Origin of the sequence: Sphaerisporangium sp. NPDC005289 (assembly GCF_040607455.1) — a bacterium.
Lineage (GTDB): Bacteria > Actinomycetota > Actinomycetes > Streptosporangiales > Streptosporangiaceae > Sphaerisporangium > Sphaerisporangium rhizosphaerae.
On record NZ_JBEXGS010000023.1, the window covers coordinates 66,139 to 79,145 of the forward strand.

Here is a 13,007-nt window from a genome sequence, read left to right on the forward strand (position 1 = left end):
GCCATGGACGCCCGACCCGCATTTCGCCGCCAGTACCGGGTGGAGGTCATCGAGGGAGACGGGGTCTTCCTGATCTCGGAGCGCGACACGCACGTCCTGACCGGCCGGTCGATCGAGGCGGTGGCGGGCCTGCTCGACGGCAAGCACACCGTGCAGGACATCCTCGTCGCGGTCGAGCCGGACGTCCCGCCGGAGAACGTCTACTACGTGCTCCACACGCTGCGGGCGCGCGACCTGCTGGTCGACGTCACCGAGGACCTGGAGCGGGGCACGGCCGCCTTCTGGGAGATGACCGGGCGCACCGCCGAGGAGGCGGTCGCCGGGGTGCGGGGCGGGCTCGCCGAGGTGCTGGCCGTCGGGGACGCCCCCGACGAGGAGCTGCGGGCGCTGCTGGCCGCCGAGGGCGTGCAGGTCACCGGCCCGGCGGACGCGGCGCTCACCATCGTGCTCACCGACGACTACCTGCGCGGCGAGCTGGCCGAGATCAACAGGCGGCACCTGGCCGACGGGCGTCCCTGGCTGCTGGCCCGCACCGTCGGCCCGGTCCTGTGGGTCGGGCCGGTGTTCCAGCCGGGCAAGGAAGGCGGCTGCTGGCGGTGCCTGACGCAGCGACTGGAAGGGCACCGGCAGTCGCTGACCTACCTGGAGGAGCGGCTGCGCGGGCAGAAACCGCTGGCCCTGCCCGCCGCCGACCTGCCGCTCACCCGCGGCGCCGGTGCGCGGCTGGTCGCGGCCGAGGCCCTGAAGTGGCTGGCCGGGGCCAGGAGCCCGCAGCAGCGCGACGTGATCACCCTGGACACCATGCACCTGGGCGCCGCCCGCCACGAGCTGCGCCGCAGGCCGCAGTGCCCCGAGTGCGGCGACGCCGGCATGATGGCCGCCGCGGCCGAGTCGCCGGTCGAGCTGCGCTCCCGGCCCAAGACCTTCACCGCCGACGGAGGCCACCGCTCCCGCCACCCCGAGGACACCGCCGACCGGTACGCCCACCTGGTCAGCCCGGTCACCGGCGTCGTCAGGGAGCTCGCGCGGGTGGAGACCGGCACGCCCTTCGTCAAGACCTACATGGCCGGGCACAACTTCGCCCGGCAGATCCGCGACCTCGGCTCGCTGCGCAAGGGCCTGCGCAGCCAGAGCGCCGGCAAGGGCATGACCGACCTGCAGGCCAAGGTCAGCGCGATGTGCGAGGCGATGGAACGGTACTCGGGCATCTTCCAGGGCGACGAGGCCAGGCGCACGGCGACCTACCGGCGGCTGGGCGCCGACGCCCTGCACCCCAACGCCTGCGCGCTCTACAGCGAGGAGCAGTACCGCACCCGCCGCGACCTGGCGCACACCTCCAGCTACTCCTTCGTCAGCGACCCCCTCGACGAGGACGCCCCCATCGAGTGGACGCCGGTGTGGTCGCTGACCGAGCGGCGGCACAAGTACGTGCCCACCGGCTACCTGTACTACTACTACAACGACTCCCACCAGACCGGCCCCATCTACGCCTGGGCCGACTCCAACGGCAACGCCGCCGGCTCCTCGCGGGAGGACGCCGTCGTCCAGGGCTTCATGGAGCTCGTCGAACGGGACGCGGTGGCCCTGTGGTGGTACAACCGCCTGCGCCGCCCGGCCTTCGACCTGGCCACCTTCGCCGACCCGTGGATGGAGGAGTTCCAGGAGGTCTACGCCGGTTTCGGCCGCGAGATGCACGTGCTGGACCTCACCACCGACCTCGGCGTCCCGGTCGCCGCCGCGATCAGCCGCCGTGTCGGGGGGCCCAGCGAGGACATCCTCATGGCCTTCGGCGCCCACTTCGACCCGCGCATCGCCGTCCAGCGCGCGCTGGCCGAGATGAACCAGTTCATCCCCGCGGTCATCGACGTCGGCGCGGACGGCGCCACCCGCTACCGCTTCGACGCGAGCGACCAGCTCGACTGGTGGAAGAACGCCCGCATGGAGGCGCACCCGTACCTGTCGCCCGACGGCGCGCCCGTGCCCGCGTCGGCGCACGCGCGGCCGGCCACCACCGACCTGCTGGACGACGTCGCCGCTGCCCGCGCCGTGGTCGAGGAGCGCGGCATGGAGATGCTCGTGCTCGACCAGACCAGGCCCGACATCGGCCTGCCGGTCGTCAAGGTCATCGTGCCGGGCCTGCGCCACTTCTGGCGCCGGCTCGCCCCCGGCCGCCTGTACGACGTGCCCGTCCAGCTCGGCTGGCTCGCCGAGCCCACCCCGGAGGAGCAGATGAACCCCATCACGATGTTCCTGTGACCGTTCCTGCGGCGCGGCCGGACCCACCGGCCCCCATGGTCGGCCTGCGCGAGGACGCCGTGGTCACCTCGGCGGACGGGACGCTGACCATCACCAACCCCTTCGGCGCCTCAAAGCTGCGCGGCCTGCCGCCCGCCGTCGAGGAGGTCCTGCGCGGGCTGCCGGGCACGCTGGCCGCCGAGGACGAGCTCGCCGAGCGACTCCTGGCCGCCGGCGGCACCAGCCAGGAAGCCGCCCTGCTCTACCTGACGCTGTCGCGGCTGCGCCCGGTCCTGGTCCACGCGGTGGAACCGCTGCTGCGGGTCGTCCCCGTCGCCCGGGACGCCGAGTTCCGGCCGCCGGTCCTGGCCCCCGACGACACCGCGCGCCTGTCGAGGTTCGCGCTGGTCCGCGCGACCGAGGAGGGACTGGTCCTGGAGTCCCCGCTGTCGCGGCACCGCGTCATGCTCACCGAGGAGGCCATGCCGCTGCTCGGCGCGCTCGCCCGTCCGGTCATGGCCAAGCAGGCCCCCGAGGCGATCGGCCACCTGGTCGCCGCCGGCATGGCCGTCACCGGCGACGCCGAGGAGAGCGACCCGGCGCTGCGCGCCTGGGACTTCCACGACCTGCTCTTCCACGCCCGCAGCCGGATGGGGCGGCACGACCAGCCGTTCGGCGCGAGCTTCCGCTTCGTCGGGGAGGTGCCGCCCGAGCCGGTGGTCAAGCGCCCGCCCGCGGGCCCCGCCGTGGAGCTGTTCACCCCCTCGCTGGAGGAGGCCGCCGCGGCCGACCCGCCGTTCACCACCGTGCTGGAGTCGCGCCGGTCGGTGCGCGAGTACGCCGGCGCGCCGCCGACGGTCCGCCAGCTCGGCGAGCTGCTCTACCGCGCCGCCAGGGTGCGGGGCGTCTTCGGACCGGCTCCCGGCATGCCGTACGAGGCCAGCAGCAGGCCCTACCCGGCCGGCGGCGCCGCCTACGAACTGGAGCTGTACCTCACCGTCGCACGCTGCGAGGGCCTGGACCCCGGTGTCTACCACTACGACCCGCTCGGGCACCGGCTCGCCGCGCTGCCCGCCAGGGACGCGGACGCGCGCGCGATGCTCGGCGTGGCCCGCCTGGCGACCGGCGGCATGGCCACCCCTGACGTGCTCATCACCGTCACCTCGCGCTTCCAGCGGATGTCGTGGAAGTACTCCGGGCTCGCCTACGCCGCCACGCTGAAGAACGTCGGCGCGCTCTACCAGACCCTGTACCTGGTGGCCACCGCGATGGGAATGGCCCCCTGCGGCCTCGGCAGCGGCGACGCCGACCTGGCCGCCCGCACGTTCGGCCTCGACTGGGCCAGGGAGTCGTCGGTGGGCGACTTCCTCATCGGCGGAGCCCCGGGAGACGCCGCGCCCGGTTCGTGATGTCCGTCATGGGCGACAGATGTCGTCTGCATCTGCCGGTGCCCGGCACGAGTCGGCATCGTTGCAGGCGGGAGGCCCAGTCGGCCGGAGAGGAGACAACGCCTGATGGCGGAGAGCATCTACATCCTCGGAGATCAGGACCGCAGGAAGTTCGCGCGGCTGATCGCGGCGGCGTGGGGCGACGGTGAACTGCGCGACCGGTACGAGACCGAGCCCAGGGCCGTGCTGCACCAGTACGGCATCGTCTACCCCGAAGGGGTCAGGACACCGCCGCTGCCCCCCAAACCCGACGGCGAGTTCGACATCACCGACCTGGAGACCGCGGCCGGCGACGCGGCGAGCTCCATCGGCACCGTCAGCAGCATCTCCAGCTGGAACGGCTGCCTGCCCTGCGGCTACCTGTGCGACTCGGGGGTGACCACGTGAACGGGCCGGTCATCGAGGTCGGCGGCCTGCGCAAGAGCTACGGCTCCTTCACCGCCGTCGACGGCATCTCCTTCGAGGTCGGCCAGGGAGAGGTGTTCGCCCTCCTCGGCACCAACGGCGCCGGCAAGACCACCACGATCGAGATCCTCGAAGGCTACCTGCGCCCCTCCGCGGGCACGGCGCGGGTCTTCGGCCACGACCCCGCCGACCGCGCGGCCCTGCGCTCGCGCACCGGCCTGGTGCTCCAGGAGTCCGGCCTGTTCGGCGACCTGACGGCGGCCGAGACGGTGGCCGCCTGGCGCAGGTTCACCTCCGGCTCCCGCCCGGTGGCCGAGGCGCTGGAGCTGGTGGGGCTGTCCGGCCAGGCGGGGACGCGGGTCAAGCGCATGTCCGGCGGCGAGCGCCGCAAGCTCGACATCGCCCTGGCCACCCTCGGCGACCCCGAGCTGCTGTTCCTCGACGAGCCCACGACCGGCCTGGACGCCGAGGCCAGGCGCAAGGTGCGCGACCTGGTCCGCGACCTCGCCGCCCGGGGCATGACGGTGCTGCTCACCACGCACTACCTGGAGGAGGCCCAGGAGCTGGCCGCCCGGGTCGCCATCATGGACAAGGGCGAGATCGTCACCCAGGGCACCATGGCCGAGGTGCTCGGCCGGGGCTCGGGACGGGTCGCCTTCGAGCTGCCCGACGGCGCCACCCCCGAAGGGCTGCCGGTGGGCGACGGCGACGCGCTCACCGTGGACGGGCGCCGGTGCGTCATAGTGACCGCCGACCCCGAGTCGGCCGCGCACGCGGTGCTGGGCTGGGCCCACGTGCGGGGCCTGCGGCTGAGCGGCCTGGACGTCCGCCAGGCCACGCTCGAAGAGGTCTTCCTCGACATCGCCGACCGGCGCGGGCAGGAGGTCCGCACATGACCGCCCGCACACTCCCGCATCCGCGGTTCGTCCTGACCGCTCGCATGCGCCCGCGGCTCGTCGTGACCGCTCGCCCGCTCCCGCACTCGCGGTCCATCGAGGAGGGCACGTGACCGCCTACACGCTCTCGCACTTCCGGCTCACCCAGACGCTGTTCTGGCGCACGCCGGTGTCGGTCGGCGTCGCCCTGCTGTTCCCCGTCGTGTTCGGCGGGATCATGCCGGCCCTGCTGCCGGGCGGCACCAGGGGAGGGGCGCCGGTCGAGGTGGCCGTCATGACCGGGGTCATCGTCATGGGCATGGCCACGCTGGGCTTCATGACGCTGGTGGAGTCGTTCGTCATGCGCCGGCAACTGCTGATCCTCAAGCGGCTGCGCGGCACCGAGCTGCCCGACCTGGCCCTGTTCGGTGGCGAGATCCTCACCGTGCTGTCGATCGGCCTGCTCCAGCTCGTGCTGATCATCGGCGTGGCCAGGGGGGTGCACGGCATCGCGCTGCCGGCCAACCCTGCCCTGCTGGCGGCCACGGTGCTGCTCGGCCTCGCGGTGTTCGCCGCGATGGCCGTCGCGGTCAGCGGCAGGATCCCCGCCCAGGGCTCCACCGTCGTGGTCAGCCTGCCGTTCCTGCTGCTCGCCATCGGCCTGTCGGGGTTCGCCTATCCGGTCTCCGCCTTCCCCGGCTGGCTGCGCACCGTCTCCTCCTTCCTGCCCTTCGGGCGGGTCGCCGAGGGGATCACCACGGCCTACCTCGGGCGGGACTACGTGGGGCACGCCGGCGCGGGCGTGCCCGCCAAGGTCTCGGTCCTGGAGGGCTTCGCCGTGATGTGGCCGGGGTGGCTGGTCATGGCGGCCTGGCTCGTCCTGTCACTGCTCGCCGCGAAGAGGTGGTTCAAGTGGGAGCCTCGCAGAGGCTGAGGGGGGTCGGGCCGGGGACGGTCCGGCTGGCCCGGGTGACCGCCGGGGTGTTCCTGGTCGGCATGGCGGCCTTCGCCGCCGTGCCCCTGGCGGAGGCGCTCGGCGCCTACCCCGCCCTGCGGGCGGCGGGCGCCGTCCTGCTCATCATCGGCCTCACCGGCTGCTACCTGTGGCTGTCGGTGCGGGCCGTGCTCGACCGGGGCTCCCGCTGGGACCTCGCGGTGCTCGCCGGGATGTCCGCGCTCGCGGCGGCCGTCCCGTTCGTCGCGGGCCCCACCTGGCTGAGCGTGGGCTTCATGCTCCCGCTGGCCTTCGCCGTCACCCTGCGGGGGTGGGGCGCGGCGGCCGGGTTCTTCGCCTCGATCGCCGCCGGCGTCCTGCTCTCGGCCGCGCAGCCGATGAGCTGGGTGCTGTTCGGCTCGGTGCAGAACCTGCTCACGGCCGGGGCGCTCGCCGGCCTGGCCATCTTCGCGACGCTGCTCGGCGAACTGCAGCGCACCCGCGAGGAGGCCGCCAAGCTCGCCATCACCGAGGAGCGCCTGCGGTTCGCCCGCGAACTGCACGACGTGCTGGGGCACAACCTGTCGGTCGTCGCCATGCGGACCGAGCTGGCCACCCGGATCCCCCCGGAGGAGATCGCCCGGCTGCGCCGCGAGCTGACCGAGATCCACGACATCGCCCGGCGCTCGCTGCATGACGTGCGCGCGGTGGTCAAGGGCTACCGCGAGATGTCGCTGGAGAGGGAGCTGAGCGGGGTGCGCCGGGTGCTGGAGACCGCGGGCGTCAGGTGCGACTTCGCCGAGCTGCCCTCCACGCTCACTCCGGAGGTCCGCGTGGCGCTGGCCTGGGCGGTGCGCGAGGCGGCCACCAACCTGCTGCGGCACAGCGACGCCACGGTCTGCCTGCTCGGCGTCGAGCCGTGCGGCGACCGCATCACCGTGACCGTGGCCAACGACGGCGTGCGCGCGGGCGGCGGCCTGTCCGCCTCCGGGGCGGGCGCGGCGGACGCCGCCGAGGCGACCGTGGGCGGGAGCGGCCTGGCCGGTCTCGACGAGCGGCTCACGCAGGTCGGCGGGAGCAGCGGGCGACACATCGAAGACGGCTGGTTCACGCTGTCGCTGGACGTTCCCGGCGGCCCGATGGCGGCCGCACTGATCTCGGCCACAGGAGACCGGAAATGATCAAAGTTCTGATCGCGGAGGATCACGATCTCATCAGAGGAGCGCTGATCGCGCTGCTCTCGGAGGAGCGCGACATCCGCGTGGTCGAGGAGGTGTCCAGGGGCGACCAGATCGTGCCCGCCGTGGTCGGCAGCAGGCCCGACGTGGCCCTGCTCGACATCGGGCTCCCGGGCATCGACGGCCTGGAGGCCGCCGGGCTGATCAAGCAGCTGGAGCAGCCGCCGCCGGTGCTGATCCTCACCAGCGTCGGCTCGCCGGGCAACTTCGAGCGGGCCATGGCCGCCGGCGTGCGCGGCTTCCTGGTCAAGGACGCTCCCGCCCACCGTCTCACCGACGCCATCCGCGTGGTGGCCAGGGGTGAACGTTACATCGACCTGGACATCGCCGCCGACGGCGGTGAGCAGGAGATCGACACCAACCCGCTCACCGCGCGCGAGAGCGCCGTGCTCTCGGCCGTCGCGGCCGGCGGGCGGGGCAGCGATCTGCGCAGCACCCTCGGGCTGTCGGTGCACACCATCCGCAACTACCTCGCGGCGGCCCGCCTGAAGACCGGCGCCCGCAGCGACGAGGAGGCCGTGCGCATCGCCCGGGCCAATGGGTGGCTGGAGGACAGGACGGTCACGGCCGACGGTTGATTCCCGACCCCGGAAGGCGTCACGATGCGTACGAAATCATGATGCATCCGGACAAGTTGGAGACCACCCGTGGCTCAGGAGAGTGAAGCTCAGGTCAGATGGCTGACCACGGGTGTCGTCGCGGCCACCGGAGCGCTGTGGGGGCTCACCCCCCTCGCCTTCGTGCTCGTCGGCGACCTCGGCCGGGCCCTGCTGGCCGTCGTGCTGCTCGGCGGGCTGCTCGTCGTGTACGCGCGCATCGTCGCCAGGCACATCGCGGGAACGAGCCAAGGGCCGCACCGGGCGCGGACCTTCCTGCTGTTCGCCGCCGTCGTCTATGGAGCGGTCCCGTTCCTCGGATCGGTCTGGATCTACACCCCGCTCATCGTCGCCACCGCCGGGCTGCTGCTGTTCCGCTTCCGGTACGGACTCGGCGTGCTGCTCGCCGTCGCCGCCGCCGAGTACCCTCTGACCCTCGTGGAATGGTCCCCCGTGGCCGTGCCCGCCGTGCAGAAGAGCGCCGGAGTCCTCGTCGCCTCGGTGGTCGCCGCGGGCATCGTGCACTACGCCAGGTTCGTGCGCGAACTTCGCGAACTGCGGGTCGCGCTCGCCACGACGGCCGTGGACCAGGACCGGCTGCGCATGGCGGGGGAGCTGCACGACCTGCTCGGCCAGACGCTCGCGTCCATCACCCTGAAGACCGAGCTGGCCCTGGCCTTGGCCGGCGCGGACAGGAAGCGGGCCGCCGCCGAGGTGGAGGCCACCATCGCCATCGCCGTCGAGGCGCGCCAGGAGATCCGCGACGTCGTGGCGGCCAGGCGCTCCCTGGACGTGGGCGCGGAGCTGTCGGCGGCCGTCGCGCTCATCGAACTGACCGGCGCGCGCTGCGACCTGCGCCTCGGCCTTGAGAAGATCGACGAGGAGACCGGCGACGCGCTCGGCTGGATCGTGCGCGAGGCGGCCACCAACATCGTCAGGCACAGCGACGCCCGGCACTGCCTGATCGAGCTGGACGAGGTGGACGGGGGAGTCCGCCTGCTGGTGCGCAACGACGGCGCCCGGCGGGAGACGGCTGCCCGGCGCGGCGGCTCGGGCCTGGCCGGGCTGCGCCAGAGGGCGGCGAAGATGGGCGGGTCCCTATCGGCGGGCGGCACGGGGGAAGGCGGGTTCGAGGTGCGGGCGTGGCTGCCCGCCGTAGACGATCGGGAAAGTGAGCACCGTTGATACGCGTTCTGCTGGCCGAAGACCACGGCGTCGTCCGCGGCGCCCTCACCGCGCTGCTGAACCTGACCGGCGACATCGAGGTGGTGGCCGGCATCGACCGGGGCGACAAGGTCGTCCCGCACGCCCTGGCCTGCGCGCCCGACGTCGCCGTCATCGACATCGAGATGCCGGGAGTCGACGGCATCGAGGCCACCTGCCGCCTCAAGCGCGCCATGCCGTCCTGCCAGGTGCTCATCCTCACCGGCCTCGCCCACACCGGGCTGCTCAAACGGGCGATGGACGCGGGCGCGAGCGGCTTCCTGCTCAAGGACGCCCCCACCGAGCGGCTGGCCGAGAGCATCCGCAGGATCACCCAGGGCGAGCGGGTGATCGACGCCACCCTCGCCCTGGCCGCCATGTCCGCCACCGTCACCCCGCTCACCGACCGGGAGGCCGCCGTGCTCGGCCTGGTCGGCTCCGGCGCCACGACCGGCGAGATCGCCGCCGAACTGCACCTGTCGGCCGCGACCGTCCGCAACTACATCTCCAGCGTCATCACCAAGACCGGCGCGCGCAACCGCACCGACGCCGTCCGCATAGCCGTCGAATCCGGCTGGATAGAAGGCCTCCGCCACAACTGAAGACCCACCGGGAAACGGCCCTCGCTCCGCTCGGACAGTCTTGCTTTGGGGCTCCGCCCCCACAGCAGGGGCTCCGCCCCCGCACCCCCGAGGTCTGACCCGACGAGCGACGTACACCGAGCGCGGACCATCCGGGAACGTCATCCCTGGCTCGTGATCGTTTCGCCGTAGAACGGGCGGGCCAGGTGCTGGCCTGTGAGCATTACGTCTGTCGCGGAGGCTGTGAACAGGGGTGTCGTGATGGCGGACGGGCAGGTCGAACCGGTGCATCCGGGAAGCGGTGCGAGGACGGCCGTGGCCTCATTGAGGCCGGGGCGGCGTCGGACGGGACACTAGGATCGATCTCGGCGGAGCGCGGCCTTCAGAAGGAGTCTCATATGCCTCTCCCAGCCTGGGCCACAGACCCGACCAGCCTGCTCATCACGGAGGAGGAGTACGAGGCGCTGCCGGAGGAGATCTGTAAGACGATCGAGGTCGTCGACGGCCGTGTCGTGTTCTGCGAGTCGCCGACGCCGGGTCACCAGCGCGTCTCGCGCAATCTAACTATCGCGCTCTTGGCGGCTCGCCCGTCGCATCCCTGCATCGACGTCCTTCAGGACACCGACATGCGCTATCGCCACCGCAATCCGCATGTCACGCAGGCGGGGAAGCGGTTCACGTTCAGGAGACCGGACATCAGCGTCTTGCACTGCCTGGACGCCGGTGCGCGCCTATGGTCCGGTGACGTCCTGGTCGCCATCGAGATCACCTCCTCCGATGACGAGGTCGACTTCAACGACAAACGTGCCGAGTACGCAGCCCAGGGCATACCGGTCTATCTGATCGTCGTCATGGACGGCGACAGGGTCGGCTCGGTGGAGGAATACCGCCTTGACTGGAGCGGGCGCAACTACCAACTGGCCGCCGTGCACAGAGGGACGTTGGTCACCGAACTGCCCGAAGGCATGAAGCTCGAGACCTCCTTCACCGACCTCGAACGCATCTGACCCGGAGGGCAGGCCTCCGATCGACGTTCCGGCAGGCGCTCGGACTCCTGAACTCGGCAAGGCTCAGTGCTCGGGAGCCGTTGCGGGGGCGGGAGGGTTCTAGACTGCGGCATTATGGCCGTACAGATCTCACCCAGCATTCTGACCGCTGACTTCGCCCGACTGGCGGATGTGGCCGGGCAGGTGGCGGGCGTCGCCGACTGGCTGCACGTCGACGTCATGGACAACCACTTCGTGCCCAACCTCACCATCGGGGCGCCGGTGGTGGAGTCGCTGGCCAAGGCGACCACGCTGCCGCTCGACTGCCACCTGATGATCGAGAACCCCGACCGCTGGGCGCTCTCGTTCGTCGAGGCCGGCGCGGGCAGCGTCACCATCCACGCCGAGGCCGCCAAGGCCCCCGTGCGCACGCTGCGGGAGATCCGCAAGGCCGGCGCCCGCGCCGGGTTCGCGCTCAACCCGGCCACCAACGTGCAGGACTACGAGGACATCCTCGGCGAGATCGACATGCTGCTGGTGATGACCGTCGAGCCCGGCTTCGGCGGGCAGTCCTTCCTGGACATCATGCTGCCCAAGGTCCGCAAGGCCCGCGAGATGATCCGCAAGCACGGCGGCGAGATCTGGCTCCAGGTCGACGGTGGTGTCTCGTCCAGGACGATCGAGCGCTGCGCCGAGGCGGGCGCCGACGTCTTCGTCGCGGGCAACGCCGTCTACGGCTCCGACGACCCCGCGAAGGCCGTCCGCGACCTCAGAGCCCAGGCCGAACGTGCCGCGTCCTGACCGGTTTCGGGGCGGACTCCGCTTTTGTTGGGCATCGGCCCGGCGGCCAGGTGTCGCCCCGCCGGTCAGGCGTCGGCTCTTACGGGTTCGGCCAGGTGGAACCAGACGCTCGTGTTGCCACTGGTGCGCTGGAACCCCCACCGGGTGGCCAGCGCGTCCACCATGGCCAGCCCCCTGCCTGACAGGTCGTCGTCGCCGGCCGTTCGCGGCCGGGGAATGGCGGCCGACCCCCGATCGCCTACGGTGATCTTGACCCCGCCTGGCATCAGCGCCACCGAGACGGCGAACTCTCCCCGCACCGCGTGCCGGATGACGTTCCCCGCGAGCTCGCTGGTGAGCAGGATCGCGTCGTCGTGACAGGGATGGTCGGGCCCGAGCAGCGCGGTGACGAACGCCCGCGCCGCCCTGACCTCCGACGGCACCGCCGAGAACGGCTGACTGAACGTCGGGCAGTCGACGGGGTCGAGCGGTGAGTCCGGCCACGTGGGCGCGTAGACCCCACGGCGCCGGTCCACCTCTGATCGCTGGCGAAGACGGCTGGTGAGCCGACCGACCATCGAGATCATCACGCGGGAACGCATCACGATCACCTTTATCCCTCCTGTCTCCATTTGTGCCTCGAGAGACCGGTGAGCGTTCCTCCGGTCCGCCGTTCGACGGTCTTCCCGCAGGGCATTGCGGCATGCTTTCGATCGATCGCTTTCCGTGACCGTCTGGCGACCCTATAGTGGGTCCGAAATTTCTGCGCCGCAAGCTGCTTCAGTGAAATTCTTCCACTCAAGAACCCTTCACGGGTGATGCTGAAGTGGAGAGATGATGTAAAGGGGGACTTAAAGGATGGATGTGCCGTCACTTCGGCAGCGTTGGTTGGGTGCGAAGCTCGCGGAGCTACGGCTTCACGCGGGAATCCCTTCCCTCGCCATTGCGGCGGAGAGGTGCAGACGCTCTACCGGTTCCCTGAGCCGCATCGAGAACGGTCTGGTAGGTATTCCGCCACGGGATATACCGCCGATTCTGGACGCATACCAGGTCACCGACCCGGCCGTCCGCCAGAAGTTGATGGTCGTCGCGGCGGAGATCCAACAGGAGCGGCGCGGGTGGTGGGTCGAACACAGCGATGCGCTGGCGCCCTCGTACGTCGATCTGATCCGGCTCGAGGCCACGGCCACCGAGATCCGCACCTACGAGACGTTCCTCATACCGGGGCTGCTGCAGACCGAGGCGTACGCCCGCGTGTTCGTGGCCGCGATGCGGGGGCTGAGCAGCGAGACCGAGGTGGAGGAGTTCGTCACTGTGCGCATGACGCGCAAAGCGGTGCTCACAGGCGGGCGGCCGGTCGTTCTTCGGGCCCTGATCAGCGAGGCGGCGCTGCGGCATCCCATCGGCGGCACGGAGATCTTCAGGGAGCAGATCAAGTACCTGTGCGAATGCGCGGGTCGGCCGGGCGTCACGGTCCAGGTTCTCCCGTTCACCGATCGGCCTCATCCCGGCATGTCAGGGGCTTTCACGATCCTCAAGTTGCCTCAGCTCGACGTGGTGCATATCGAGGCAATGAATACTGATATCTACCTCGAAGACGAACATGCTGTCATGCAGTACCTGCGCGCCTATGACCGGCTGTGCGACATCGCCTGGTCGCCCGAGGAGACGGTCCGTTATCTAGCGGAATTGGCAGATACGCTGTAACCGGCACACTTCGCGCCGA

General features: G+C 71.3%; 13 protein-coding genes. 12 read left to right on the forward strand and 1 reads right to left on the reverse strand.

Annotated elements, in window-relative coordinates; all coding sequences use genetic code 11:
• The first annotated feature begins 3 nt into the window (after positions 1 to 3).
• From ABZT47_RS31405 to rpe, 11 genes are all read left to right on the forward strand, one after another.
• Positions 4 to 2,256, forward strand: a complete 2,253-nt coding sequence (locus ABZT47_RS31405; RefSeq protein ID WP_354850135.1) for a TOMM precursor leader peptide-binding protein — start codon at positions 4 to 6, stop codon at positions 2,254 to 2,256.
• On the forward strand, positions 2,253 to 3,644 hold the full coding sequence (locus tag ABZT47_RS31410; RefSeq protein WP_354850138.1) for a SagB family peptide dehydrogenase: 1,392 nt from the start codon (positions 2,253 to 2,255) through the stop codon (positions 3,642 to 3,644). Before ABZT47_RS31405 ends, ABZT47_RS31410 begins: the two co-directional genes overlap by 4 nt.
• Positions 3,645 to 3,749: 105 nt before the next feature.
• Positions 3,750 to 4,070: a TIGR04351 family putative TOMM peptide gene (locus tag ABZT47_RS31415; protein WP_354850141.1), complete on the forward strand. Its 321-nt coding sequence runs from the start codon at positions 3,750 to 3,752 to the stop codon at positions 4,068 to 4,070.
• On the forward strand, positions 4,067 to 4,984 hold the full coding sequence (locus ABZT47_RS31420) for an ABC transporter ATP-binding protein (protein WP_354850144.1): 918 nt from the start codon (positions 4,067 to 4,069) through the stop codon (positions 4,982 to 4,984). Before ABZT47_RS31415 ends, ABZT47_RS31420 begins: the two co-directional genes overlap by 4 nt.
• Before the next feature lie 109 nt (positions 4,985 to 5,093).
• Complete coding sequence (locus ABZT47_RS31425) at positions 5,094 to 5,897, forward strand: ABC transporter permease (RefSeq protein WP_354850147.1); 804 nt, start codon at positions 5,094 to 5,096, stop codon at positions 5,895 to 5,897.
• Entirely contained in the window at positions 5,876 to 7,078 is a 1,203-nt protein-coding gene (locus ABZT47_RS31430) for a histidine kinase (protein WP_354850150.1), read from the forward strand. The genes ABZT47_RS31425 and ABZT47_RS31430 overlap by 22 nt, the downstream gene beginning before the upstream one ends.
• The gene (locus ABZT47_RS31435) at positions 7,075 to 7,713 is read left to right on the forward strand and encodes a response regulator transcription factor (protein ID WP_354850153.1); all 639 of its coding nucleotides are present in this window, start codon (positions 7,075 to 7,077) and stop codon (positions 7,711 to 7,713) included. Before ABZT47_RS31430 ends, ABZT47_RS31435 begins: the two co-directional genes overlap by 4 nt.
• Before the next feature lie 69 nt (positions 7,714 to 7,782).
• The gene (locus tag ABZT47_RS31440) at positions 7,783 to 8,916 is read left to right on the forward strand and encodes a histidine kinase (protein ID WP_354850156.1); all 1,134 of its coding nucleotides are present in this window, start codon (positions 7,783 to 7,785) and stop codon (positions 8,914 to 8,916) included.
• Positions 8,913 to 9,536: a response regulator transcription factor gene (locus tag ABZT47_RS31445; RefSeq protein WP_354850159.1), complete on the forward strand. Its 624-nt coding sequence runs from the start codon at positions 8,913 to 8,915 to the stop codon at positions 9,534 to 9,536. The genes ABZT47_RS31440 and ABZT47_RS31445 overlap by 4 nt, the downstream gene beginning before the upstream one ends.
• Positions 9,537 to 9,913: 377 nt before the next feature.
• Entirely contained in the window at positions 9,914 to 10,522 is a 609-nt protein-coding gene (locus ABZT47_RS31450; RefSeq protein WP_354850162.1) for a Uma2 family endonuclease, read from the forward strand.
• A 114-nt stretch (positions 10,523 to 10,636) separates the two neighbouring features.
• Positions 10,637 to 11,302, forward strand: coding sequence for a ribulose-phosphate 3-epimerase (gene rpe, locus ABZT47_RS31455; RefSeq protein WP_354850165.1), 666 nt, complete (start codon positions 10,637 to 10,639; stop codon positions 11,300 to 11,302).
• A 65-nt stretch (positions 11,303 to 11,367) separates the two neighbouring features.
• Here the strand turns inward: rpe and ABZT47_RS31460 are convergent, their stop codons facing one another.
• On the reverse strand, positions 11,368 to 11,883 hold the full coding sequence (locus tag ABZT47_RS31460; RefSeq protein ID WP_354850168.1) for an ATP-binding protein: 516 nt from the start codon (positions 11,881 to 11,883) through the stop codon (positions 11,368 to 11,370).
• Positions 11,884 to 12,139: 256 nt separating this feature from the next.
• Here ABZT47_RS31460 and ABZT47_RS31465 point away from each other — a divergent pair, with 256 nt between their 5' ends.
• Entirely contained in the window at positions 12,140 to 12,988 is an 849-nt protein-coding gene (locus ABZT47_RS31465; protein ID WP_354850171.1) for a helix-turn-helix transcriptional regulator, read from the forward strand.
• Positions 12,989 to 13,007: the final 19 nt, after the last annotated feature.